We start from the raw sequence: 21,473 nt of genomic DNA, 5'->3' as shown, positions 1-21,473 counted from the left end.
CGTAGACTGGCTCCTTGAACCGACGGGCGGGAAGCCGCCCCTGACGCACACCCCCCAGCACTGCCAGGAGGAATCACGTGGCCCAGCGCACTGAGCACAACGGCCGGCGCAAGACCGACATCAAGGGGCCCCTGGTCATCTCGGCGGTGCTCGCGGTCGTGGCGTTCGTGATCGTGTCCGTGGTGGCCGCCGGCGGTTCGGACAACGCCGCCCGCGTGGGCCTCGGGCTGATCGCCGCGGGCATCACGTTCATCGCCTCCGTGGTGGTGTGCGCCACCCTCATGCTGCTGGAGAAGCCCAACGCCGAGGAGCTCGGCCAGGGCACCGGCGTGAACCGCTCCTCCGCCAAGATCTTCGCGGAGAACAAGGCTCGTCGGGAGGCCGAGCGGGCCCGCCGGGCCGAGCAGGGTGGCACCGCGTCCACCGCCTCGGACGAGCCGGAGTTCGGGCAGCGTGTGCACCCGGACACCCAGGGTGAGGAGCCGGGCTCGAGCGCCCGCTGATCCGCACACTGATCTGTTGACGGCTCCGCCTCGGTGACTCCTGGTCCCCGGGGCGGAGCCGTTGTGGCAGCTCGCGCCGCCGCGCGCGCCCTCAGCGGGCGAACCCCCGCAGCCGCAGCGAGTTCAGCACCACGAACACCGAGCTGAACGCCATCGCGGCACCGGCGACCATGGGGTTGAGCAGCCCCAGGGCGGCCACCGGGATGGCCACGGTGTTGTACGCGAACGCCCAGAACAGGTTGGACTTGATGGTGGACAGCGTCTTGCGCGACAGCCGGATGGCCAGCGGAACGGCGGTGAGCTCGCTGCGCACCACGGTGATGTCCGCGGCCTGCATGGCGGCGTCCGTGCCGGAGCCCATGGCGATCCCGAGGTCGGCAGTGGTCAGGGCCGGGGCGTCGTTGACGCCGTCGCCCACCATGGCCACCACGTGGCCCTCGGAGCGCAGCTTCTCGATGGCCTGGACCTTGCCGTCCGGGGTGACGTCCGCGATCACGTCCGCGGGGTCGATGCCCACCTGTTCGGCCACGGAACGCGCGACCGCGGCGTTGTCGCCAGTCAGCAGGACGGGGCGCAGCCCCAGCTCCTTGAGCTCGGCGATCGCCGCCGGGGCCTCGTCCTTCACGGTGTCCCGCAGGTCGACGAATCCGGCCAGCCGCCCGTCCACCGCCACGAGGATGGTAGTGGTGCCGCCCGCGCGGGCCAGCTCCAGGGCGTCGGACTCCTCGGTGTTCAGGCGCACGCCGTTCTCGTGCAGCCAGGACTCACGGCCCACCACCACGAAACGGGCGTTCATGCCGTCCGGGACGTAGCCCCGCACGCCGCCGCCCGGTGCGGACTCGAAGCGGGTGACCTCGTAGCGGTGCGGGGTGGCCGCCGCAATGGCGTGGGCGATCGGGTGCTCCGAGTAGCGCTCCACGGCAGCGGCCAGGTCCAGCACCTGGTCCTTGGACCATGCGTTCAGCGGGGTCACCACGCTCACGGCCATCTCACCGTGGGTCACGGTGCCGGTCTTGTCCATCACCACGGAGTCCACGGAACGGGTGTCCTCCAGGACCTCCGCGGAGGTGATGAGGATGCCCAGCTGGGCGCCGCGCCCGGTCCCGGTGAGCATGGCTGTGGGGGTGGCCAGGCCCAGGGCGCACGGGCACGCGATGACCAGCACGGACACCGCCGCCACGAACGCGCGGTTGGGGTCCCCGGTCAGCACGAGCCAGATCACGAGCGTCAGCAGGGCGATGCCCATGACCACGGGCACGAACACGGACGAGATCCGGTCCGCGAGCCGCGCCACCGGGGCCTTGGTGGCCTGGGCGCGGGCAACCGTGCGGCTCATCGAGGCCAGGACGGTGTCCGAGCCCACGTGGGTGGCGCGGGCCAGCAGCCGGCCCGTGGTGTTCACGGTGGCTCCGGTCAGCTCGTCCCCGGCCCCCACCTCCACGGGCATGGACTCGCCCGTGAGCATGGAGGCGTCCACGGCGGACTCGCCCTCCAGGACCACGGCGTCCGTGGCGATCTTCTCGCCGGGTCGCACCGTGAAGGTGTCTCCCACGCGCAGCTCGGACACGGGCACCGTGCGTTCGGTGCCGTCCTCGGCCACCACGGTGGCCTGCTGCGCGCCGAGGTCCAGCAGGGCCTTCAGGGCCTCACCGGAGCGGGACTTGGCGCGGGCCTCGAGCCAACGCCCCAGCAGCAGGAACGTGGTCACCAGGGCCGCGGACTCGAAGTACAGCTGGTGCGCGGACATGTCCATGCCCTCGCCCGGGTGGGCGTGGGCGGTCATGCCCGGATCGGCCACCAGGTGCCACAGCGAGAACAGGTACGCGGCGGCCACGCCCAGGGAAACCAGCGTGTCCATGGTGGTGGACAGGTGCCGCGCGTTCACGGCGGTGGCCCGGTGGAACGGCCACGCCGCCCACGTGACCACGGGCAGCGCGAGCAGCGCCGCCACCCAGCCCCAGTGCGGGAACTGGGCGCCCGGGACCATGGACATCACGAACACGGGCACGGAGAACGCCGCCGCGACCCAGAAGCGCTTCTTGAGGTCGTTCATCCGGCGCTGCGCCGGGGTGGTCTCGAGCGCCGGATCGCGGTGCTCGTTCTTGGCCGGTCCCCGCTCGCTGCGGGCGGTGTCCTCAGCGGGTTCCTGGGCACCGCGGGGCGCGGCAGCCGCTGGGCTCGCGTCAGGGGAGGCGGACGACGACGTCGTACCCGCCGCTGCGTCCCCCGCGTCCGGCTGGCCTGCGGTTTCGTGGGAGACGGGGTTCCCGCCCTGGTGGGGAGCCTCGGAGGGCTCCGGGCCCGTGCCCGGACGGGAGGTCCCGGAGGGCGCGCCGGAGCCGTGGGTCGCGGTGGTCCCCTGGGCGGCGTCGGGGCCGCCGGTACCGGTCCGCCGCTGGGATGCCGGCGCGCTCTGCTGCGCGCCTCCCGTGATGCGGGCCTCGTACCCGGCGCGGTGGACGGTGTCCACGATCTGCTCGTCCGGGACGTTCTGAGGGACCTTCACGGTCGCGGACTCCAGGGCCAGGTTCACCGCGGGGTCCACGCCGTCGATCTTGCGCAGCTTGCGCTCGATCCGGCCCACGCACGAGGCGCACGTCATGCCGGAGATCTCCAGCTCCAGCTCCCGCAGGGGTCCGTGGACCTCGCTGTCGAGGGTGTCGGTGGATGTGGTGATGTCACTCAACGGTGTACCCCGCTTCCGTCACGGCCGCGGAGATCTCCTCCGGGCTCAGCTCGCGCTCGCTCGTGATGCGCACCGGGGACGTGCCGCCCGCCTTGAGGTCCACGTCCACGGACGTCACGCCGGGGATCTCGGACAGCTCCTCCGTGACGGAGGAGACGCAGTGGCCGCAGGTCATGCCGGAGACGTTGACGGTGGTGTTCATGGATTTCTCCTTCGGGTCGGTGGGCCCGGGGTGGGCCCGGAAAATCGTGAGGGGGTGTGCGTCAGCTCTTGACCAGGCGCGCGATCGCGGCGTTGGCCTCCGCGAGCTTCTCGTCCATCTCCGAGGTGTCCCCGGTGTCGTGGGCGTGCTCCACGGCGTGCTTGACGCAGTGGCCCAGGTGCTCCTCCATGAGCCCCAGGCTCACGGACTTCAGGGCTGACTGGATCGCGGAGATCTGCGTGAGGACGTCGATGCAGTAGGTGTCCTCGTCGATCATCCGCTGGATCCCGCGCACCTGGCCCTCGATGCGCTTGAGGCGCCGGGCGTAGGAGGCCTTGTCCTGGGTGTAGCCGTGGGTGGGGGTGTCCTGGGTGCTCATGGCTCCCACCGTATACCCCTTGGGGGTACCCGTTCAAGGTGGGGCCGGTCACGCGAGGTGTCGGGGCGATTCGGGATCGCCGGGCCATGCCGGGCGGAGTGGTGCGGGGATCGGGGCGCGAGGCACGCCCGGGGTGACCGGGCGGCGTCGTGGACGGGTGCTGCGGAGGTGGCGAGGGCTCAGGAACCGCTGCGCAGCACCGTGCGCATGGTGCGCTGCAGCGCGTGGGCCATCTCCTCGGTGCCCACCGCCGAGGCGGGGGAGTCCGCGGCCTGCTGCCGCAGGACCGTCATGAGCCCGCCGGCCACGAAGTAGGTCCGCAGCCACTGGTCGGGGTCGAGGTCGTCCAGCCCCGTGTCGAAGGCGGCCCGCGCCACGCGCTCGGCGAGCCACAGCTCCACGATGGGGCGCACGCGCGAGGCGAGCTGGCGGTTGCCCACGGTGGCCAGGTTCCCCATGCCGTGGGTGTGCACGAAGTCGATCAGCCGCTCCAGGGGCTTCTCGATCCCGGAGCCCTCGAACGTCTCGAACTCGCGCGCGGTGTGCGAGAGCTCCTGCTTCACGATGTCGGCGTAGACGTCGTCGAGGCCCGAGTAGTGCTGGTAGAAGGTGGGGCGCGAGATCGCGGCCTTCTTGCACAGCTGGGAGATGGTGATGCTGCGGGCGTCCTGGACCTCCAGCAGCTGAAGGCACGCGGTGCGCACGGCGTTCAGGGTGTGGGCCACCCGGACGTCCACCGGGGGGCCCTGGGGGGTGTCGTCGGCCGGGGCGTCCATGGGGCCAGGATAGCAGTTGCGAACGGCTTACCTTACATTTGAAAAGCACACTTACAGGTGTAAGGTAGGCCGACATGTCGTCACCTCAACCACCCGGGACCGGGTCCCGCGTTCCGGCCACGATGATCCTCGTGGCCATGCTCTTCCCCGTGTTCATGGCCTTCGCGTATCCCGCCTCCTACGTATCGGCCATGCACCAGCCCGCGCCGCACCACATGGAGGTGGAGGTGATCGGCGCCGGTGCGCCCGCCCAGCAGGTGGCCCGCCAGGTGGCGGCGCAGGGCAAGGACGCGCTGGACGTCAGCACCGTGGCGGATGCGGACACCGCGCGCCAGGACGTGCTCGAGCGCAGGACCCGCGCCGCGTTCGACCCCGCGAGCGGGGACCTCTTCGTGGCCAGTGCCGGCGGCCGGCAGGCCACCGGGGTCGCGCAGGGGGTGTTCCAGCAGGTGGCCTCCCAGACGGGGGTGCCACTGAAGGTTCAGGACCTCCGCAAGCCCGCACCCAAGGACACCCTGGGCATCGCGTACATGTACCTCATGACGGCGTGCGTGACGGCCGGCTACGTCACCTCCACGATGCTCGGCAACCTGGGCAAGGGCATGCGGCTGCGCTCCAAGCTGGCGCTGATCGGGGTGCTGTCGGTGGTGGCCGCCGTGCTCACCACCGGTGTCACCTGGGGCTTCTACGGGGTGTACGACTCGCACCTGGTGGCCGCCGGTCTGGTGGCCATGGGCGCGTACCTCACCGCGGCCGTGTTCCAGCTCGGCGTGGGCGGTCTGCTGGGCCAGGCCGCCACGATCGTGGGGATCACCGTGTTCGTGATCCTGGGCATCCCGGCCTCGGGGATCGCCACCAGCCCGGACCTGATGCCCGGTTTCTTCCAGGTGATCCACCGCATGATGCCCACCGGCGCCATCGGCGAGCTGCTGCAGCGGATCGTCTACTTCGACGGCCACGGCGTGGGCCCCTGGATCCTGCTGCTGGCCACCTGGCTGCTGCTGGGCGCGGGGCTGCTGTGGCTGGGCTCCCTCCGCTCCCCGCACCCGGGTGAGGACCGCGGCGTGATCGCGGACCAGGTGGACCACGCCCGCAAGCACCCCGACGAGCCCCTTCTCACGGCTTACGACTCCGACGACTCCGATGACGACGACGCCGCCGCGCGCCCCGCGCGCGCACGGCACCGGGCCCAGGAAGTGACGCACGCATGAACGATCAGAACCCGACCCCCGGCCAGGACCGTGGGGACGCCGCGGTGAGTGCGGCGGGCTCCACGGTGGTCCCCGAGTCCGAGCGCCCGCTCGAGGACGGCTTCATGGGCCGGATGGCGCAGATGCCTCCCGCCTCGGCCATCGGTGCTATGCAGAATCCCACGGCCCCGCCGCGCCGCACGGTGGACGCGAAGCTCACGCAGAAGCGCATGGTCACGGTGGGCATGCTGCTGCCGCTGTTCATGATGTTCGTGATGCCCATGCTCATGGTGGGCACCACCGTGGATGTGACCCCCCGTGACATGCAGGTGGCCGTGATCGGCACCGGCGCGCAGACTGCGGACCTCGCCCAGCAGCTCACGGACGGCTCCGCGGGGGACTTCGACGTGCACCGCGTGGACACCGTGGACGACGGCCGCCACGAGGTGCGCACGCACGACGCCCGCGCGGCCTACGACCCCGCCACCGGCACCCTCTACACCGCCGGGGCCAACGGCCGCCAGGTGAACGCCGCCGTGACGCAGCTGTTCACCCCGGTGGCGCAGAAGGCGCAGAAGCAGCTGCACACCGAGGACGTGGCCCCCGCGGCGGAGAACGACCCGAACGGCACCACCATCACCTACCTGGCCCTCGGGGCGATCCTGGGCGGGTTCATGACGGGCATCGTGAGCAGCCTCATGCCCGCCGGCACCAAGCTGCGCATCGCGCTGTGGTTCCTCATGCCGGCCGTGGTGGCCACGGGCATGGTGGTCTACGGCTGGGCGGTGTTCGGGATCTTCAGCGGCAGCGCGTTCGTGCCGTGGTGCATGCTCTACATGCTGTGCCTGTCCTGCGTGACCGTGACCACCGGGCTCATGCTCGTGTTTGGTCCCGTGGCCATGCCGGTGTGCATCTTCCTCATGCCGCTGCTCGGTCTCGGCGCCTCGGGGCTGACGACGCCGCTCGACATGGTCGGCGGTTTCTACGGCTGGGTGCACGGCTGGCTGTACTCGCCCCAGGGCGTGGCGGCCATCCGGGACGCCATCTACTTCCAGGACGTGTCCCTCGCGGCGCCGGTGTGGATCATGATCGCGTGGATCGCGGGCGGGATCGCCCTGGCCGTGTTCGGCACCCTGCGCCAGAAGCGCCGCCACCTGTTCGCCGTGCTGAGCGAACGGGAAGAGGCCAACACCGCGGCGGCCGCGGCGGCGGCGTCGGTCTAGGAGATCGGTTTAGGAGACGGGGGTGGGCCGGGCGCAACAGTTCCGGCCACCACTGCGTCACGCCGTGGCAGGGGCGCCCCTCAGTCGAGAGGGGCCTCCCGCTTGGCTTGTGAACGCAGAGCCCCGCCCCGGTTGTGCCGCATGGTGAGAATGAGTGACGGCATCATGAACGCGACCACCGCGGCGGAGGCCCATGCGCCCACCTCCTGGAATCCCCGGATCGCGCCCCACATGAGCAGACTAAGACTGGCCGCCAGCATGAGATAGAAAACTGCGGGGCGTCGAGGACTGTGCGGCGCGCGCCCGAAGATCATCGGCAGTCGGGAGTTCTGGTTGGCCGCTGCCACCATGCGCATGGCGCAGAAGCTGAGCAGCGCACCCAGAGCGATGACGATGAGCCACACCATTGCCGAAACCGCCTCACGTTGCCGAAATTGGTGGTCGTCGTGCAGGGCCCACGACTGTACCCGTCGGCTGCGGGTCCACCCGTCAGGCGCGTCAGGGCGGTGAATGTCGGCGCCGGTGCTCGGCACCTGGTCAAAGACGTCTGCGCGCAGTCCTAGAGGTGAGCCGGGGGACGAGGCGGCAGGGCGGCGTCGTCATGCGGGAAAGTCAGGCCGCGGCGACCGGGGCGGCTGCGAGGACGGGTTCCGCGACCGAGTAGTCCAGGGTGGTGCGGGCGAACGAGGCGCCTAGGATGGCCTCCAGGCCGGGAATGAGCTCGGTGGTGATCTCGTCCTTGATGCGCTGGTTCTCCATGCTGGGGGTGAAGGCCAGGGTGACGGTGAGGTGAAGGTCGTCGAGGCCGCCCGTGATGGCAAAGTCCGCCGAGGCCACGGAGGGGTACACCTGCACACCGAGGGTGGCGGCGCGGGCCACGGAGGGCAGAGACACGCCCTCGAACGGGGTGTTCCGGGCAGATCCGAGATCGGTGACGGGCACCACCGTGGTGTCCGGTGCCGGGTCCTGTGCGAGCAGCATTGCGAGCCCTCCGCTCTTCCTGAAAGCAGCCTTGGGGGAGCGGCGACAGGTTGATGGTCCAACTAACTGTTAGCTAATCTACTGGACCTATGCAGACGACATGTGCACCAGCCGCGAATCGCGCCGAGAACGACGCTGTATGACGTCCGAACCCGCCGTCCCGCGGCACTTCTGGTACGACGACTCGACCGAATCCGCGAGCGGCGTGGACGTCCTGAACCTGCTGCGCCGCTACCGGGAGGCCGAGACGACCATGCGCTCGCGCGTGCGCGCGGACATGGACATGGGCGAGAAGGACATCCTGGCGCTGCGGCATCTGATCTCGGCGGACAAGGCGGGCACGGCTCTGCGCCAGAAGGACGTGGCCGCGATGCTCGGCATCACCAACGCCTCCACGAGCGCCCTGGTGGACCGCCTGGTCCGCGATGGCTACGCGGAGCGCATCCCCCACCCGGACGACCGCCGGTCCGTGGCGGTGGTCCCCACCGAGCACGGCAAGGAAGAGGTCCGCACCACCCTGCGGGACATGCACGGGCGGATGATGGCGGTGGTCAACGACATGTCCGCTGCGGAGCGGGACGTGGTGGCGGCCTTCCTGCGGAGGATGATCGAGGGCGTCACGCAGCCGCCGGCTTCCTGACGCGCCGGATGCGGGGCTTTGTTAGTCTCCCCATCATGTCGGTCGCGGAGCTCTCGGTCAGCCACCAGAACTACCTGAGGGCCATCTGGAACCTGGGGGAGTGGTCCGCGGACCCCGTCACCACCTCCGCCGTGGCCCAGAAGGTGGGGCTGCGCGCCTCCACCGTTTCGGATGCGCTCAAGAAGCTCACGGAGCACGGCCTGGTGGCCCACACCCCGTACGGCGCCATCGAGCTCACCGAGCAGGGCCGGGCGCTCGCCGTAGAGATGGTGCGCCGCCACCGGCTGATCGAGACCTTCCTGGTGGAGATGCTCGGCTACCGCTGGGACCAGGTCCACGACGAGGCGGAGCACCTGGAGCACGCCGCCTCCGACTTCATGATCGACCGCCTGGACGATCTCCTGGGGCACCCCTCCCGCGACCCGCACGGTGATCCGATCCCCGCCAAGGACGGCACCATCACCTCTCCCGACGCCGTCTCCCTCACCACCGTCCCGGACGGTTCCCGCGTGCGCGTGGAACGGATCTCGGACCGGGACTCGGGACTGCTCCGCTTCTTCGCCGAGCAGGGCATCGGCGTGGGGGTCCCCCTGGACATCCGCTCCGGCGGCCCCTACTCGGGTTCGGTCCAGGCTGTGCTGGACGACGGCGCTCGCAACGTCCCCCTCGGACAGACCGCCACCGACGCGGTCTGGGTCTCGCTTGGCGAGGTCAGTTCCTGACAGGACCGGGGCCTTCGGGGCGAGCCCGGCAAGCGAAACGACGGTGAGAGGGGCGCGGGGGCGGAGACTTTCTGTCCCGCGGCCCCCGGGCGCCACTCGGCGTCAGCCCCCTCCCGGGTCAGAGGATGCAGAACTCGTTGCCCTCGGGGTCCGCCATGACGGCCCAGCCCAGGTCGTGGCGGCGGTCGTCGACCATGACCGCTCCCAGGCGGAGCGCCCGCGTGATCTCCTCCTCCTGGGGGGCTCCCTGGGGAACGAGGTCCATGTGGGCCCGGTTCTTGACCTTCTTGGCGTCCGGGACCCTGAAGAAGAGCACGATGTAGCCGTCGGGGGTCACCAGGTAGCACTCGTCGGAGCCCGGGTGGTAGCAGTCGGGTTCGTGGATCGCCCAGTTCGTGAGCTCGCGCCAGAACTCCGCGACGGTGTGCGGGTCGATGGCGTCCCAGGTGGTGTGCGACAGGCGAAGCGACATGAGGGGTCTCTTTTCTCGAGCGGTCGACTGCAGGGTGTCTCTCACGGGTGAAACGTATGTTGCTTGTGAGAGTCAAACCCGGATCCCCCTCACATGCAAGACTTGACGTGTCTGTGAGGAGGGTGCATGACGGAGTTCAGCCACATTTCGGGCGACCGGATGCTCGACCTGGTCAACACCGTGGAGTGGCGGCTCGGCGGCCCCGCGCGGGAGGAGGATCTGACCTCCTACGACCGCGTGCTCACGTGGTGCCGGGAGTCCGGGCTGCTCGACGCGACTGAGCAGGAACAGCTCCAGGCTCTTGCCGGAGAGGATCCGCGCACCGCCGCCGCTGAACTGGGTCGGGTTGTCGCGCTGCGCGAGCGGGTCTACGAGGCACTGTTCCACGGTGACGAGCACGCGTCGGAGGCCATTGCCACCGCCTACCGGACCACCCTGGGCCACTCCCGCCTGTCCCGCCGCGGCGCGGGCTGGTGCTGGTCCGACAACGAGCTCACGCTGGCGACCGCCCGCCATCGCATCACCCGCGGCCTGGTAGAACTCATGAACCGGGGCGACCTCGACCGGCTCCACCAGTGCGAGGACGCCACCTGCGGGTGGGTCTACCTCGACACGTCCCCCCGGCGGAACCGGCGCTGGTGCGTCACGAGCGACTGCGGGGACCGGAACCGCTCCCGTGCCTACTACGCGCGGCAGCAGGAACGGAAGCGTGCCGCACAGGCCAGGGACCGGAACTCATAGCGCTGCCGCCCGGGCAGCCTTGGCCCGGCGGGGATCGACGCCTGCCCGACGCGCGCACGCAGGTCCCGTGTGGCGCGGGCAGGGTGCGGGACGCTGCCGGACCCGGCCCGGGCGCGGAGGTGCCCTACCCCGCCACCGCCCGCCGGCGACGTCGGGCCGCCAGTCTGCTGCCCAGCACCCCGTGCGCGGGGCTGAGCAAGTACGCGAGCGCGAAGGCCGCCGCGTGGACGAGCACCACCAGCCCGCCGGGGGAGGCGTTGAGCCAGTAGCTGAGGTAGATGCCCAGCACCGCGGACGCCGCCGAGACGCATGGCGCGATCACGAGCATCGCCCCGAACCGCTCGGTGAGCAGGTGCGCGGTGGCGCCCGGGATGATGAGCATGGCCACCACGAGCACCACCCCCACCACCTGCAGGGCGGCCACGGAGGTCACCGCGAGCAGCCCCAGCAGCAGCCCGCCCAGGAACCGGGGGGAGAGCCCGATGGCGTGCGCGTGCTGGGGGTCGAACGCGTAGAGGGTGAGGTCCCGCCGCTTGAGCACCATCACCGTCAGCGCCACCACCGCCAGCGCGCAGATCTGCAGCTGCTCCGCGGCGGAGATGCCCAGCACGTTGCCGACAATGATGTGGGTCAGGTTCGTCTGGCTGGGGGTGACCGAGATGAGGACCAGGCCCAGCGCGAACAGGGACGTGAACACGATTCCGATGGACGCGTCCTCCTTGACCCTGCTGGTCCCGCGCAGCCCGCCGATCAGCACCACGGCCAGCACGCCCGCGGCCAGCGCCCCCACGGTGAACGGGATGCCCAGGATGTAGGCGAGCACCACGCCGGGCAGCACCGCGTGGGACACGGCGTCCCCCATGAGCGACCACCCCACGAGCACCAGCCAGCACGAGAGCACCGCGCACACGGACGCCGCGGCCACGGTGGTGACCAGCGCACGCAGCATGAACTCGTACTCCAGCGGCTGGGTGAGCAGCTCCAGAGCGCTCATGCGCGGCCTCCTCGGTGCCTGGTGGGCGCGGCGGGTCCCGTCACGGCGGTGGACCCGTTGCGCGGGGGCACGATGCCGCCAGGGCCCGTAGCGTCCCCCGCGGCAGGGCCCGGTGGCGAACCCTCGTGAACCGCGCCCGCGGCGAGCGGCGCGCGGTCGGCGGGAGCGGCGTCGTCGTCCCCCGAGGACCGCGTGGACGAGGCGCCGGAGAGCACGTCCAGGCCGAACGCGCGCACCAGGTGCTCGGGCGCGAGACCCTCCGCGACCGGCCCGTGGAAGAGCACGTGACGGCGCAGCAGCACCACGCTCTGCGCGAGCTGCGGCAGCGCGTGCAGGTCGTGGGTGGCCACCACCACCGCGCAGCCCTGGGCGGCGAGCTCGTGCAGCAGCCGCACGATGGTCGCCTCGCTGCGCTTGTCCACGCCCGCGAACGGCTCGTCCAGCAGCATGATCCGCGCGCCCTGGGCGATCGCGCGCGCCACGAACACGCGCTTGCGCTGCCCGCCGGACAGCCGCCCGATCTGCCGCCCCGCGAGCTCCGTGAGCTCCACCCGCTCCAGCGCGTCCGCCACGGCGGCCCGGTCCGCGGGACGCGCCCGCCGGGTGGGGCCCATGTGCCCGTAGCGCCCGGTCATGACCACGTCCCGCACGGACAGCGGGAACGCCCAGTCCACGTCCTCGCTCTGCGGCACGTACCCCACCACGCCCTGCTTCCGCGCGGCGCGCGGCTCCATCCCGTCGAGCAGCACCTCGCCGGCCTCGAGCCGCACGGTGCCCATGAGCGCCTTGAACAGCGTGGACTTCCCGGAGCCGTTCATGCCCACCAGCCCGGTGACCTGCCCGGGGGCGATCTCCAGGTCCACACCGTCCAGGGCGCGCACACTGCCGTAGTCCACGACGACGCCGCGCGCCCGGATCGCGGACGTCACCGCGTCTCCCCGGAGAGGCCGCGGGCAATGGTGTCCGCGTCGTGGCGCAGCAGGTCCAGGTAGGTGGGGACGGGGCCGTCCTTCTCCGAGAGGGAGTCCACGTAGAGGGTGCCGCCGTGGCGGGCGCCGGTGGCCTCCGCGACCTGCTTCATGGGCTTGTCGGAGACGGTGGACTCGCAGAACACCGCGGGCACCTTGTGCCGGTCCACGAACTCGATGGCGGAGCTGACCTGCTGCGGGGTGGCCTCCTGCTCCGCGTTGACGGGCCAGATGTACTTCTCGGTGAGCCCGGTGTCCCGCGCCAGGTAGGAGAACGCGCCCTCGCACGTGACCAGCGCGCGCTCGTTGCGCGGCAGGGCCTCCAGCTTCCGGGTCAGCTCCGTGCCGATCGAGCGAATCCGCTCCTTGTACTTCTCCCCGTTGTCCCGGAACTGCTGGGCGTGTTCGGCGTCCAGCTCGCTGAGTGCGGCGACGATGTTGTCCACGTAGCGCTCCCCGTTGCGCGGACTCATCCACGCGTGGGGGTTGGGGGTTCCGGGGGTGTCCGCGACGTCGAGGGGCTCCACGCCCTCGGAGACCACCCTGTGGGCCACGTTGGCGGACGAGGTGAACTGCTCGAGCCACTGCTCCAGGTGCAGGCCGTTGTCCAGCACCAGGTCCGCTCGGGACGCCGTTGTGACGTCCTGCGGGGTGGGCTCGTAGTCGTGGATCTCCGCGCCCGGCTTGGTGATGGACTCCACGGTCACGTGCTCCCCGGCCACTGCCGCGGTCATGTCCTGCAGCACGGTGAACGTGGTCAGCACGGTGGGCTTCTCGGAGCTCCCGCCGCCGGGCCCGGCCCCCGCGCAGCCGCTCAGCACCAGCACACCCGCGGTGGCCGCAGCGGCGGCCCTCCATCCCTGTCGATCTCGCACCCGGACGCCCTCCTCGTTCCTGTGAATTCTAAAGTTCGGTGTACCGAACTTTAGACCGGGGCGAGGGTCCGGGCAAGGAACGACGCCGCTCTACCTCCCGGCGTGCATGACGGCCCCGGGGGTGGGCTGGGCGTCGAAGCGCACGCCCCGCGGGTCCGGGGGCAGGGCGGCCAGGATCAGCAGGGCGATGCCTCCCAGCCCGGGAACGAGGATGAGCAGGAACCACAGCCCGGAGAGGTTGCAGTCGTGCAGGCGCCGCACGGACAGGGCGACGGTGAAGACGACCAGCAGGACCACCGCGAGCAGCAGCACCAGGGAGAGCACCAGCAGCACGATGGCGAGCCCGCCGTCCACATCCGGCCAGGCCAGGTAACCGCGGTCCTCCGCGAGCGTGTAGGCCCCCGAGAAGAGGAAGGTGAACAGGGCGATCCACCAGTACTCGGAGCGTGAGGCCCGCCCGGAGAACGTGGTGCCCTTGCGGACGAAGTTCTTGACGGCCCGCCACGGACCCACGGGTTCGCCGGGCTGGGTGTCGTAGTACACGGGCTGGTACGGCAGGGTCATGGGTGGCGTCCTCCTGGGGCTCTCGCGGGGCCGTTCGGTCTGCCGGTCGGCCCGCAACGAACCCGACCGGCGCACGGTGAACCATCCACCGTACCGAGGTGCCACCCAGGCCACATCGGCCGAACGGCCAGAGTTCCGTGCAGCGTGAGCCGACCGCTCGTTCGTGAGATTCTGGGGGCATGGCTTCCAAGATCGAGGACTATGCCCTGCTGTCCAACATGCGCAGCGGGCCGCTGGTCTCCCGCTACGGGTCGGTGGACTGGTGGTGCGTGCCCCGCTTCGACTCGCCCGCGCTGTTCGGCGCCCTGCTGGGCACCCCGGACCACGGCCGCTGGCTGCTCGCGCCCTACTGCGCGGTGGACGACGACGCCGCGGTGGACATGTCCCTGCCCGGCGTCGTGGCGGTGGAGCGCTTCTACGCGGAGAACACGTTCGTGCTGCACACGGTGTGGTCCACGGACACCGGCACGGTGCGCGTTACGGACTTCATGCCGCTCAACGCCCGCACCGAGCTGATCCGCCGGGTGGAGGGCCTCACGGGTGAGGTGGAGATGTTCCAGGACATCCGGCTGCGCTTCAACTACGGCTCGTCCGTGCCGTGGCTGAGCCGCTTCGACGTCCTGGAGGACGAGTCGGAGGACGCCGAGGCCGAGTCCGTGCTGGTGGGGATGGCCGGACCGGACTCCGTGGTCTTCCACGGCGACCCGCTGCCGGAGGCGGATCCGGACAGGACCAAGCGCCGCCACGCGGGCTCCTTCACGGTGGCGGCCGGACAGACCCGGGACTTCACTCTCACGTGGTTCCCGTCCCACGGCGTGCCCCCGGAGGCGGTGGACGTGAACGAGACGCTGACGGCCACCGTGAACCTGTGGCAGGAGTGGACCGAGCGCTACGAGCCCTACGACCCCCTCACGGATCCCGCCGCCATGAACCACACGGACCCGGACGAGCAGCCCCCCGCGCTGCACGCCTCCGGCGCGGACGCCGAGGACCTGGACACCTCCGAGCGCCTCTCCGCGCGGGACGTGGGCCGCCACGGGGACCGCCCCCACCAGGAGGGCACCTCCCTGGGCGGTTTCCGGCTCACCGCCACGGACGACGAGCCCGAGGAGCTGATCCGGCGCAGCCTGCTGGTGGTGCGCGGGCTCATGCACCAGGCCACGGGCGGACTCATCGGTGCCCCCACCACGTCCCTTCCGGAGGTCGTGGGCGCGGACCGCAACTGGGACCACCGGCTCGCGTGGCCCCGGGACGCGGCGTCGGCACTGGAGGTCATGCTGGACCACGGTCACGACCGCGAGGCCGCCCAGCTGCGCAACTGGCTGCTGCGTGCGGTGGCCGGGGACGTGAACAACCCCTCCAACATCTACACCCTGGACGGCTCCCCCCAGATCCGCGAGCGGCTGGTGGACCTGCCGGGCTACGAGCGCTCGCGCCCCGTCCGTGACGGCAACTCCTCCGGCAGCCACTACCAGTCGGACGTGGCAGGGCACGTGCTGCGGGTCTTCGAGATGCTGCGCCGGCGCGGCGTGCAGGAGGACCACCTCTCGTGGCCGCTGCAGCAGGCGCTGCTGCGCGCCGTGGTGGCCAACTACGAGGAGAAGGACCAGGGCATCTGGGAGATGCGCGGCGAGCCGCAGTACTACACGCACTCCCGCGTGATGATGTGGGCCGCCATGCAGGCGGGTGTGGATGCGGTGCGCATCCACGGTCTGCCCGGTGACGTGGAGACCTGGGAGGAGCACCGGGACCAGCTCGCGCACGAGGTCTGGACCAGCGGCTACGACCCCCAGGTGGGCTCGTTCGTGCAGTACTACGGCTCCACGGACGTGGACGCCTCCCTGCTGCAGCTGCCCATGGTGGGCTTCGTGGCCTACGACGACGAGCGCATGCTCGGCACCGTGGAGCGCATCCGCAGGGAGCTCACGGACCGCTCCGGCCTGCTGCACCGCTACCGCAACCTGCCGCAGCTCACGGACCTGGACGACGTCGAGGCGTTCGCGTCCTCGATCGGCCAGGACGGCTTCGCGGGCCAGTCCGCGCCGTCCGTCTCCGCCACGCTGCAGCTGGCCGAGCAGCTCGCGCTGTGCGGGCACACCCAGGAGGCGGTGCGGCTCACGGACGTGGCGCTGGGCACCGCCAACGAGCTGGGCCTGCTGCCCTCCACGTACTCGCCCACCCACCGCCGCGCCACGGGCAACTTCCCGCAGGTGGAGGCGCACCTGCGCCTGATCCGCGTGCTGGACATCCTGAAGGCGGAGACCGCCCCGGACGCCTCCTGACGCACGGGGGCACGACGCCGCGCCGGCCGTGTTCTGCGTTCGGCACCCGGGTGCCGGGCGCGTGGGAGGTGGCCGTGCGGCGTCGTCGTGACCCCGAGGTGCCCGGAGTGCTGTTGCCGCGCGTCATGTGCAGGCGTCGCACAGCCTGCGATTACTTGCCTCCCGGAGGCGCACGGTAGCGTGAGCGCACCAGCTACGCCGGGCCCGGTGTGACTCGGCTGGTGGCCGAGGGAGTGCCTCGGCACCCTTGCCGGGCCGAGACTTTGGGAGGCGCTGCAATGGCACGCACCGTCAATACCGGAACCGATCCCCACGCCCTCGCCGATCCCGCCGTGGACCTCGTGCGCACCTGGCTGCAGCGGGCGCAGGAGAACCAGCGCAACAACAAGCAGAAGAACCCCGCGGAGGACCGTCTGGCCGCCGTGCTCCAGGACCCGAACGGGCTGGAGTTCACGGTGGGCTTCGTGGACCGCGTGATCCGCACGGAGGACACGAAGGCTGCGGCAAAGGCGCTGCAGGACATCACCAAGCTGACCCCGCAGTCCATGTCCGTGGCGGACCGCGCGCAGATCCAGGCGGGCACAGTGCTCTCCGGCGCGCTGCCCTCCGTGGTGGTCCCCGCGGCCCGCACCCGGCTGCGCCAGATGGTGGGCCACATGGTCGTGGACGCCCGCCCCGGGCCGTTCGGCAAGTCCGTGAAGAACATCAAGCAGCAGGGCCACCGGCTCAACATCAACCTCCTGGGCGAGGAGGTGCTGGGCGAGGACGAGGCCAAGAAGCACCTCGCGGACGCCGAGGGCCTGCTGCGCCGCGAGGACGTGGACTACGTCTCCCTGAAGGTCTCCTCCGTGGTGCCGCAGCTGTCCCACTGGGGCTTCGAGCGCACCGCCGAGCGCGTGGTGGAGCGGCTGCTGCCGCTGTACGAGACCGCGGCCACCAAGGGCACCGGGAAGATGTTCATCAACCTGGACATGGAGGTCTACTCGGACCTGGAGCTGACCATCGAGGTGTTCAAGCGGCTGCTCGACAAGCCGCAGCTGAAGAACCTCGAGGCCGGCATCGTGGTCCAGGCCTACCTCCCGGACGCACTCAGCGCCGTGGAGCGGCTCTCCGAGTGGTCCGCGCAGCGCGTGGCGGACGGCGGCGCCCAGATCAAGGTGCGCCTGGTCAAGGGTGCCAACCTGGCCATGGAGAACGTGGACGCCGAGATGCACGGCTGGCCCCTGGCCACCATGGAGTCCAAGCAGGCCACGGACACCAACTACAAGCGCGTGCTGGCGTGGCTGTTCCACCCCGAGCGCATGACGGGCATGCGCCTGGGTGTGGCCGGGCACAACCTGTTCGACATCGCCTTCGCGCACCTGCTCGCGGACCAGCGCGGCGTGACCGACCGCATCGAGTTCGAGATGCTGCAGGGCATGGCCACCGCGCAGAGCGAGGCCGTGGCCACGGACGTGGGCCAGCTGCTGCTCTACGTGCCGGCCGTGAAGCCCGCGGAGTTCGACGTCGCCGTGTCCTACCTGGTCCGCCGGCTCGAGGAGAACTCCGCGAACGAGAACTTCATGTCCGGGATCTTCGACCTGGGCCCGGACAACTGGGTGTTCCAGCGCGAGGAGGGCCGCTTCCGGGCAGCCCTCGCGGACCTGGAGGAGGACCCCCAGGTGCCCTCGCCGCGTCGTGTGCAGGACCGCAGCGCGGAGACCGTGGGCGCGGAGCCCACCATCCCGCTGGACGAGCCGTTCCGCAACGAGCCGGACACGGACGTCTCCGTGCCCGCCAACCAGCGCTGGGCGGAGACCCTGGCCGAGAAGATCGGCAGCAGCGAGTGGTACGCCTCCGTGGCCGTGCCCGAGCTGCTGAAGGACATGGACCAGGACTCGGACGAGGCCGTGCAGGCCGTGAACGACGTGGTGGCCACCGCCAAGAGCGCCGGCAAGCGCTGGGCGGACACCCCCGCCCGTGAGCGCGCCGAGATCCTCAACCGCGCCGCGGACATCCTCGCCGCACGCCGAGGCCACCTCATGGCCGTGGCCGGTGCGGAGACCGGCAAGGTGCTGGAGCAGGCGGACCCCGAGGTCTCCGAGGCCGTGGACTTCTGCCGCTACTACGCCCGCCGTGCGCTGGAGCTGGAGTTCGTGGACGGCGGCGACTTCGTGCCGCACGCCGTGACCGTGGTGACCCCGCCGTGGAACTTCCCGCTGGCCATCCCCACGGGCACCACCGTGGCACCCCTGGCCACCGGTTCGGCCGTGATCCACAAGCCGTCCCCCGAGTCCCGCCGCTGCTCCACCGCGGTGTGCGAGGCGCTGTGGGAGGCCGGTGTGCCGCGCGACGTGCTGCAGCTCGTGGACGCCGTGGAGGGTGAGGCCGGCAAGACGCTGATCTCCCACCCGGACGTGGAGCGCGTGGTGCTCACCGGCGCCTACGAGACCGCGCAGCTGTTCGCGTCGTGGGATCCGGAGCGCCCGCTCACGGCGGAGACCTCCGGCAAGAACTCCCTGGTGATCACCCCCAGCGCGGACCGGGACCAGGCGGTGTGGGACCTCGTCTCCAGCGCCTTCGGCCACGCGGGGCAGAAGTGCTCCGCGGCGTCCCTGGGCATCCTGGTGGGTTCCGTGGCCACGTCCGAGCGGTTCCGCCGCCAGCTCGTGGACGCCGCCTCCTCCATGGTGGTGGACTGGCCGGTGAACCTGCAGGCCACCGTGGGCCCCACCGTGGAGCAGCCCTCGGAGAAGCTCCTGCGCGGGCTCACCCAGCTGGAGCCCGGTGAGGAGTGGCTCATCGAGCCCAAGCAGCTGGACGACTCCGGCCGGCTGTGGCGCCCCGGGATCCGCACGGGTGTGAAGCCCGGATCCTTCTTCCACCTCACCGAGTGCTTCGGCCCCGTCCTGGGGCTCATGTCCGCGGACAGCCTCGAGCAGGCCGTGGAGCTGCAGAACGCCACGGACTACGGGCTCACCGCGGGCATCCACTCCCTGGACGCGGACGAGATCCTGCGCTGGGTGGACTCCGTGCAGGCCGGCAACCTCTACGTGAACCGTGGGATCACGGGTGCGATCGTGCAGCGCCAGCCGTTCGGCGGCTGGAAGCGCTCCTCCGTGGGCCTCGGCGCCAAGGCTGGCGGGCCCAACTACCTGGCGTCGCTGGGCCGCTGGAAGCGCGCCGGGTTCTCGTCCTCCAGCACGGACCGCGGTGCGGCCGGTGCGTGGGTCCTGGACCCGCGCGTGCACCGCGCGCTGGACGCCGTGACCCCGCTGATCTCGGACGAGGACCTCGTGTGGCTGCGCCGCGCCGCGCAGTCGGACCAGTCCGAGTGGCAGCGCGAGTTCGGCCAGGTCAAGGACCCCACCGCCCTGCGCAGCGAGGCCAACCTGTTCCGCTACCGCCCCCGCACCGTGGTGGTGCGCGCCCAGGAGGGTGCGTCCCTCACGGACATCCTGCGCGTGGGCCTCGCCGCCGTGCGCTCCGGTTCGCAGGTGATCCTCAGCGCCGCCACCGAGGTGCCGGAGGCCGTCAACGGGCTCTTCGCCACGGTGCTGAACCCGGCGTCCGACGCCGAGTTCGCGCACGCCCTGGGCACCGGTTCCCTGGGTCCGCTGGGTCAGCTCTCGGACCTGCGCGCACTGGACGACGACGCCCTGGACGTCCGCCACGGCGCCCGCGTCCGCGTGATCTCCCCGTGGGACGGCTCCGAGGAGGACCTCAAGGACCTCTACGCGGTGCGCGCCGAGCACCCGGACATCGCCCTGATCACCGAGGACGTGGTGGGCACCGGGCGCGTGGAGATGATGTACATGCTGGCGGAGCAGGCCGTGTCCATCACCATGCACCGCTTCGGCAACCACAGCCAGTCCATGCAGCGCGTGGTGGACGAGCTGGTGCGGTGACCCGGCGGCGTCGTGCCTGACGCCTGACCGACCACGAGCCGCGCTCCCGGAAGACCGGGGGCGCGGCTCGTACCGTGTCCGGGTGCGGTCGGGCGGTGCGATCCCGCGACGCACGGACCGCTCCGCGGGTCTCAGGCCCGGTGGGAGTCCTTTCGCTGCTGACCGCGACGAATGCCGCCGGACACCACCAGGAGTACCGCCACCACCAGCAGTGGCCAGCCGATGAGGCCGCGCCAGGCCAGGTCGGTGAAGGTGATCAGAGCCGCCGCGGCGACGGCCAGGAGCACGCCGAGGACGAGGAGCCAGGGGGTTCGGGATGAAGTAGTGGTAGCCATCCCACCACGGTAGGAGCGCGGTGGGGGGGCGGGACAATGGCCGTTCGGCCACTCTTTGCGAGGATGTCACCATGGATCCATGACGGGATTTCATCATGTCGAAGTGTGGGTCGCTGATCTGGCTCAGGCGCGGTCCGAGTGGGGTTGGCTCCTCGAGCAACTTGGGTTCAGCCAGTCGGACGAGTGGGTTGAGGGCGAGTCCTGGTCAGCAGGGGGCGCTTATCTCACGCTGACCACCTCGCCAAACCTTTCCGGTGCTGTTCACGACCGGCGAGCCCCGGGCGTGAACCATCTCGCATTCATCGCGGGCCCCTCTGAACGCGTGGATGAAATCATGAGAGTTGCCCCCGAGCACGGCTGGTGGCCCCTGTACCAGGAGCGCTATCCCCATGCCGGCGGTCCTGAGCACTACGCTGGCTGGCTGGAGAATTCCGCAGGATTCAAAGCGGAACTAGTGGCTGCGGGGGCTTGATCGCGTCCTGGTCCCATACAGAGAGCACTACACGCCGGATGTGGTGTAGACGACTTCCTCCACATCTCGCCCATCTGTGCTCAAAGAGCGGGCAGTGAGCGTCATACCCACCCGCTCACACAGGAGGCGGGAGGCTCGGTTGTCAGCGTCAGTTCGCGCACTGACCTGGCTAAAGCCCCACGTGCCAAGGGCTGCGGAGAGAACACCGGCGACAGCTTCGGAGGCCAGGCCTTTTCCCGTATAAGCAGGGTTGAACACGTACCCGATTTCGGCGGTGTGCTCCGCGTCGGTCCACGTCAGTCCTACCTCGCCTACGACCTCCCGGGTGGCGCGGAGCTCGGCCAGGAGCACCAATTCGTCGCCGGGTCCATTCAGCTGTGCACCGGCATAGGTATCAAGTTCCTCGTCAGTTTTCTGGCGGGTCCACGTGCCTGCGCTCAAGTAGCGGGCGACATCTGCTCGGGACCGGTATGCAAAGACCGCATCGACATCAGCGGGGCGGGGTCGGCGAAGTAGGAGGCGAGGGGTCTCAATCATGTCCGCATGCTAGTCCGTGGGGAGAAAGCCGAAACACCATTTAA

At 70.7% G+C, this 21,473-nt stretch carries 22 protein-coding genes; 9 read left to right on the top strand and 13 right to left on the bottom strand.

Annotated features, from left to right (window positions below; translation table 11 throughout):
- The first annotated feature begins 77 nt into the window (after positions 1-77).
- Positions 78-503 (top strand): hypothetical protein, encoded by a 426-nt coding sequence (locus tag AABM36_RS01665; protein ID WP_070637160.1) that lies wholly within the window; start codon positions 78-80, stop codon positions 501-503.
- A gap of 91 nt (positions 504-594) precedes the next feature.
- Here the strand turns inward: AABM36_RS01665 and AABM36_RS01660 are convergent, their stop codons facing one another.
- The 4 genes from AABM36_RS01660 to AABM36_RS01645 all read right to left on the bottom strand — a co-directional run bounded on the left by AABM36_RS01660 (position 595) and on the right by AABM36_RS01645 (position 4,546).
- The gene (locus AABM36_RS01660; protein ID WP_423446924.1) at positions 595-3,189 is read right to left on the bottom strand and encodes a heavy metal translocating P-type ATPase; all 2,595 of its coding nucleotides are present in this window, start codon (positions 3,187-3,189) and stop codon (positions 595-597) included.
- On the bottom strand, positions 3,182-3,391 hold the full coding sequence (locus AABM36_RS01655; RefSeq protein WP_070637156.1) for a heavy-metal-associated domain-containing protein: 210 nt from the start codon (positions 3,389-3,391) through the stop codon (positions 3,182-3,184). Before AABM36_RS01655 ends, AABM36_RS01660 begins: the two co-directional genes overlap by 8 nt.
- A 61-nt stretch (positions 3,392-3,452) precedes the next feature.
- Positions 3,453-3,770 (bottom strand): metal-sensitive transcriptional regulator, encoded by a 318-nt coding sequence (locus AABM36_RS01650; RefSeq protein WP_039101494.1) that lies wholly within the window; start codon positions 3,768-3,770, stop codon positions 3,453-3,455.
- A gap of 179 nt (positions 3,771-3,949) precedes the next feature.
- Positions 3,950-4,546 carry a TetR/AcrR family transcriptional regulator gene (locus AABM36_RS01645; protein WP_039101495.1) on the bottom strand — a complete coding sequence of 199 codons (597 nt, stop codon included), beginning with the start codon at positions 4,544-4,546 and terminating at the stop codon, positions 3,950-3,952.
- Positions 4,547-4,620: 74 nt separating this feature from the next.
- Between AABM36_RS01645 and AABM36_RS01640 the strand changes: the two genes are divergently transcribed.
- On the top strand, positions 4,621-5,757 hold the full coding sequence (locus AABM36_RS01640) for an ABC transporter permease (protein ID WP_141756165.1): 1,137 nt from the start codon (positions 4,621-4,623) through the stop codon (positions 5,755-5,757).
- A complete protein-coding gene (locus tag AABM36_RS01635) occupies positions 5,754-6,959 on the top strand; it encodes an ABC transporter permease (RefSeq protein ID WP_423446920.1) in 1,206 nt (401 codons plus the stop codon). The genes AABM36_RS01640 and AABM36_RS01635 overlap by 4 nt, the downstream gene beginning before the upstream one ends.
- 80 nt (positions 6,960-7,039) lie before the next feature.
- On the opposite strand, the gene AABM36_RS01630 is transcribed toward AABM36_RS01635, so the two are convergent.
- Positions 7,040-7,366, bottom strand: a complete 327-nt coding sequence (locus AABM36_RS01630; RefSeq protein ID WP_070637148.1) for a hypothetical protein — start codon at positions 7,364-7,366, stop codon at positions 7,040-7,042.
- A gap of 205 nt (positions 7,367-7,571) precedes the next feature.
- Positions 7,572-7,940 carry a hypothetical protein gene (locus AABM36_RS01625; protein WP_102613402.1) on the bottom strand — a complete coding sequence of 123 codons (369 nt, stop codon included), beginning with the start codon at positions 7,938-7,940 and terminating at the stop codon, positions 7,572-7,574.
- A 139-nt stretch (positions 7,941-8,079) separates the two neighbouring features.
- Here AABM36_RS01625 and AABM36_RS01620 point away from each other — a divergent pair, with 139 nt between their 5' ends.
- Positions 8,080-8,580, top strand: coding sequence for a MarR family winged helix-turn-helix transcriptional regulator (locus AABM36_RS01620; RefSeq protein ID WP_423446918.1), 501 nt, complete (start codon positions 8,080-8,082; stop codon positions 8,578-8,580).
- A gap of 35 nt (positions 8,581-8,615) precedes the next feature.
- The gene (locus AABM36_RS01615; protein ID WP_423446916.1) at positions 8,616-9,302 is read left to right on the top strand and encodes a metal-dependent transcriptional regulator; all 687 of its coding nucleotides are present in this window, start codon (positions 8,616-8,618) and stop codon (positions 9,300-9,302) included.
- 118 nt (positions 9,303-9,420) lie between these two features.
- Here the strand turns inward: AABM36_RS01615 and AABM36_RS01610 are convergent, their stop codons facing one another.
- The gene (locus AABM36_RS01610; protein ID WP_070637139.1) at positions 9,421-9,774 is read right to left on the bottom strand and encodes a VOC family protein; all 354 of its coding nucleotides are present in this window, start codon (positions 9,772-9,774) and stop codon (positions 9,421-9,423) included.
- Positions 9,775-9,900: 126 nt separating this feature from the next.
- On the opposite strand from AABM36_RS01610, the gene AABM36_RS01605 reads away from it, so the two are divergent.
- On the top strand, positions 9,901-10,515 hold the full coding sequence (locus AABM36_RS01605; RefSeq protein ID WP_070637137.1) for a CGNR zinc finger domain-containing protein: 615 nt from the start codon (positions 9,901-9,903) through the stop codon (positions 10,513-10,515).
- A gap of 124 nt (positions 10,516-10,639) precedes the next feature.
- Here the strand turns inward: AABM36_RS01605 and AABM36_RS01600 are convergent, their stop codons facing one another.
- The 4 genes from AABM36_RS01600 to AABM36_RS01585 form a co-directional block, all read right to left on the bottom strand.
- Positions 10,640-11,509, bottom strand: coding sequence for a metal ABC transporter permease (locus AABM36_RS01600; RefSeq protein WP_423446913.1), 870 nt, complete (start codon positions 11,507-11,509; stop codon positions 10,640-10,642).
- Positions 11,506-12,438, bottom strand: a complete 933-nt coding sequence (locus AABM36_RS01595) for a metal ABC transporter ATP-binding protein (RefSeq protein ID WP_423446911.1) — start codon at positions 12,436-12,438, stop codon at positions 11,506-11,508. The genes AABM36_RS01600 and AABM36_RS01595 overlap by 4 nt, the downstream gene beginning before the upstream one ends.
- Positions 12,435-13,352: a metal ABC transporter substrate-binding protein gene (locus AABM36_RS01590; protein WP_423446909.1), complete on the bottom strand. Its 918-nt coding sequence runs from the start codon at positions 13,350-13,352 to the stop codon at positions 12,435-12,437. The genes AABM36_RS01595 and AABM36_RS01590 overlap by 4 nt, the downstream gene beginning before the upstream one ends.
- Before the next feature lie 90 nt (positions 13,353-13,442).
- A complete protein-coding gene (locus AABM36_RS01585; RefSeq protein ID WP_423446908.1) occupies positions 13,443-13,916 on the bottom strand; it encodes a DUF805 domain-containing protein in 474 nt (157 codons plus the stop codon).
- Positions 13,917-14,095: 179 nt separating this feature from the next.
- Here AABM36_RS01585 and AABM36_RS01580 point away from each other — a divergent pair, with 179 nt between their 5' ends.
- Both AABM36_RS01580 and AABM36_RS01575 read left to right on the top strand, forming a co-directional pair.
- Positions 14,096-16,198 carry a glycoside hydrolase family 15 protein gene (locus AABM36_RS01580; RefSeq protein ID WP_423446906.1) on the top strand — a complete coding sequence of 701 codons (2,103 nt, stop codon included), beginning with the start codon at positions 14,096-14,098 and terminating at the stop codon, positions 16,196-16,198.
- A gap of 278 nt (positions 16,199-16,476) precedes the next feature.
- Positions 16,477-20,085: a bifunctional proline dehydrogenase/L-glutamate gamma-semialdehyde dehydrogenase gene (locus AABM36_RS01575; protein ID WP_423446904.1), complete on the top strand. Its 3,609-nt coding sequence runs from the start codon at positions 16,477-16,479 to the stop codon at positions 20,083-20,085.
- A 131-nt stretch (positions 20,086-20,216) separates the two neighbouring features.
- Here AABM36_RS01575 and AABM36_RS01570 read toward each other — a convergent pair whose 3' ends face one another.
- Entirely contained in the window at positions 20,217-20,420 is a 204-nt protein-coding gene (locus AABM36_RS01570; RefSeq protein WP_423446903.1) for a hypothetical protein, read from the bottom strand.
- A gap of 79 nt (positions 20,421-20,499) precedes the next feature.
- Between AABM36_RS01570 and AABM36_RS01565 the strand changes: the two genes are divergently transcribed.
- Positions 20,500-20,892 (top strand): VOC family protein, encoded by a 393-nt coding sequence (locus AABM36_RS01565; RefSeq protein ID WP_423446901.1) that lies wholly within the window; start codon positions 20,500-20,502, stop codon positions 20,890-20,892.
- Between the two features lie 27 nt (positions 20,893-20,919).
- Here AABM36_RS01565 and AABM36_RS01560 read toward each other — a convergent pair whose 3' ends face one another.
- A complete protein-coding gene (locus AABM36_RS01560; protein WP_423446899.1) occupies positions 20,920-21,429 on the bottom strand; it encodes a GNAT family N-acetyltransferase in 510 nt (169 codons plus the stop codon).
- Positions 21,430-21,473 lie beyond the last annotated feature (44 nt).

The organism is Kocuria sp. KSNUG (assembly GCF_049532735.1).
GTDB lineage: Bacteria > Actinomycetota > Actinomycetes > Actinomycetales > Micrococcaceae > Kocuria > Kocuria rhizophila.
Note: the sequence above shows the minus strand (reverse complement) of the source record. Positions and strands in the feature narration are given on the sequence as shown.

Bases quoted from the DNA above. Each gene is read 5' to 3' on its own strand.
- AABM36_RS01655 (WP_070637156.1), bottom strand. From the start codon at position 3,391: ATGAACACCACCGTCAACGTCTCCGGCATGACCTGCGGCCACTGCGTC.
- AABM36_RS01650 (WP_039101494.1), bottom strand. From the start codon at position 3,770: ATGAGCACCCAGGACACCCCCACCCACGGCTACACCCAGGACAAGGCC.
- AABM36_RS01645 (WP_039101495.1), bottom strand. From the start codon at position 4,546: ATGGACGCCCCGGCCGACGACACCCCCCAGGGCCCCCCGGTGGACGTC.
- AABM36_RS01640 (WP_141756165.1), top strand. From the start codon at position 4,621: ATGTCGTCACCTCAACCACCCGGGACCGGGTCCCGCGTTCCGGCCACG.
- AABM36_RS01635 (WP_423446920.1), top strand. From the start codon at position 5,754: ATGAACGATCAGAACCCGACCCCCGGCCAGGACCGTGGGGACGCCGCG.
- AABM36_RS01630 (WP_070637148.1), bottom strand. From the start codon at position 7,366: ATGGTGTGGCTCATCGTCATCGCTCTGGGTGCGCTGCTCAGCTTCTGC.
- AABM36_RS01625 (WP_102613402.1), bottom strand. From the start codon at position 7,940: ATGCTGCTCGCACAGGACCCGGCACCGGACACCACGGTGGTGCCCGTC.
- AABM36_RS01620 (WP_423446918.1), top strand. From the start codon at position 8,080: ATGACGTCCGAACCCGCCGTCCCGCGGCACTTCTGGTACGACGACTCG.
- AABM36_RS01615 (WP_423446916.1), top strand. From the start codon at position 8,616: ATGTCGGTCGCGGAGCTCTCGGTCAGCCACCAGAACTACCTGAGGGCC.
- AABM36_RS01610 (WP_070637139.1), bottom strand. From the start codon at position 9,774: ATGTCGCTTCGCCTGTCGCACACCACCTGGGACGCCATCGACCCGCAC.
- AABM36_RS01605 (WP_070637137.1), top strand. From the start codon at position 9,901: ATGACGGAGTTCAGCCACATTTCGGGCGACCGGATGCTCGACCTGGTC.
- AABM36_RS01600 (WP_423446913.1), bottom strand. From the start codon at position 11,509: ATGAGCGCTCTGGAGCTGCTCACCCAGCCGCTGGAGTACGAGTTCATG.
- AABM36_RS01585 (WP_423446908.1), bottom strand. From the start codon at position 13,916: ATGACCCTGCCGTACCAGCCCGTGTACTACGACACCCAGCCCGGCGAA.
- AABM36_RS01580 (WP_423446906.1), top strand. From the start codon at position 14,096: ATGGCTTCCAAGATCGAGGACTATGCCCTGCTGTCCAACATGCGCAGC.
- AABM36_RS01575 (WP_423446904.1), top strand. From the start codon at position 16,477: ATGGCACGCACCGTCAATACCGGAACCGATCCCCACGCCCTCGCCGAT.
- AABM36_RS01570 (WP_423446903.1), bottom strand. From the start codon at position 20,420: ATGGCTACCACTACTTCATCCCGAACCCCCTGGCTCCTCGTCCTCGGC.
- AABM36_RS01565 (WP_423446901.1), top strand. From the start codon at position 20,500: ATGACGGGATTTCATCATGTCGAAGTGTGGGTCGCTGATCTGGCTCAG.
- AABM36_RS01560 (WP_423446899.1), bottom strand. From the start codon at position 21,429: ATGATTGAGACCCCTCGCCTCCTACTTCGCCGACCCCGCCCCGCTGAT.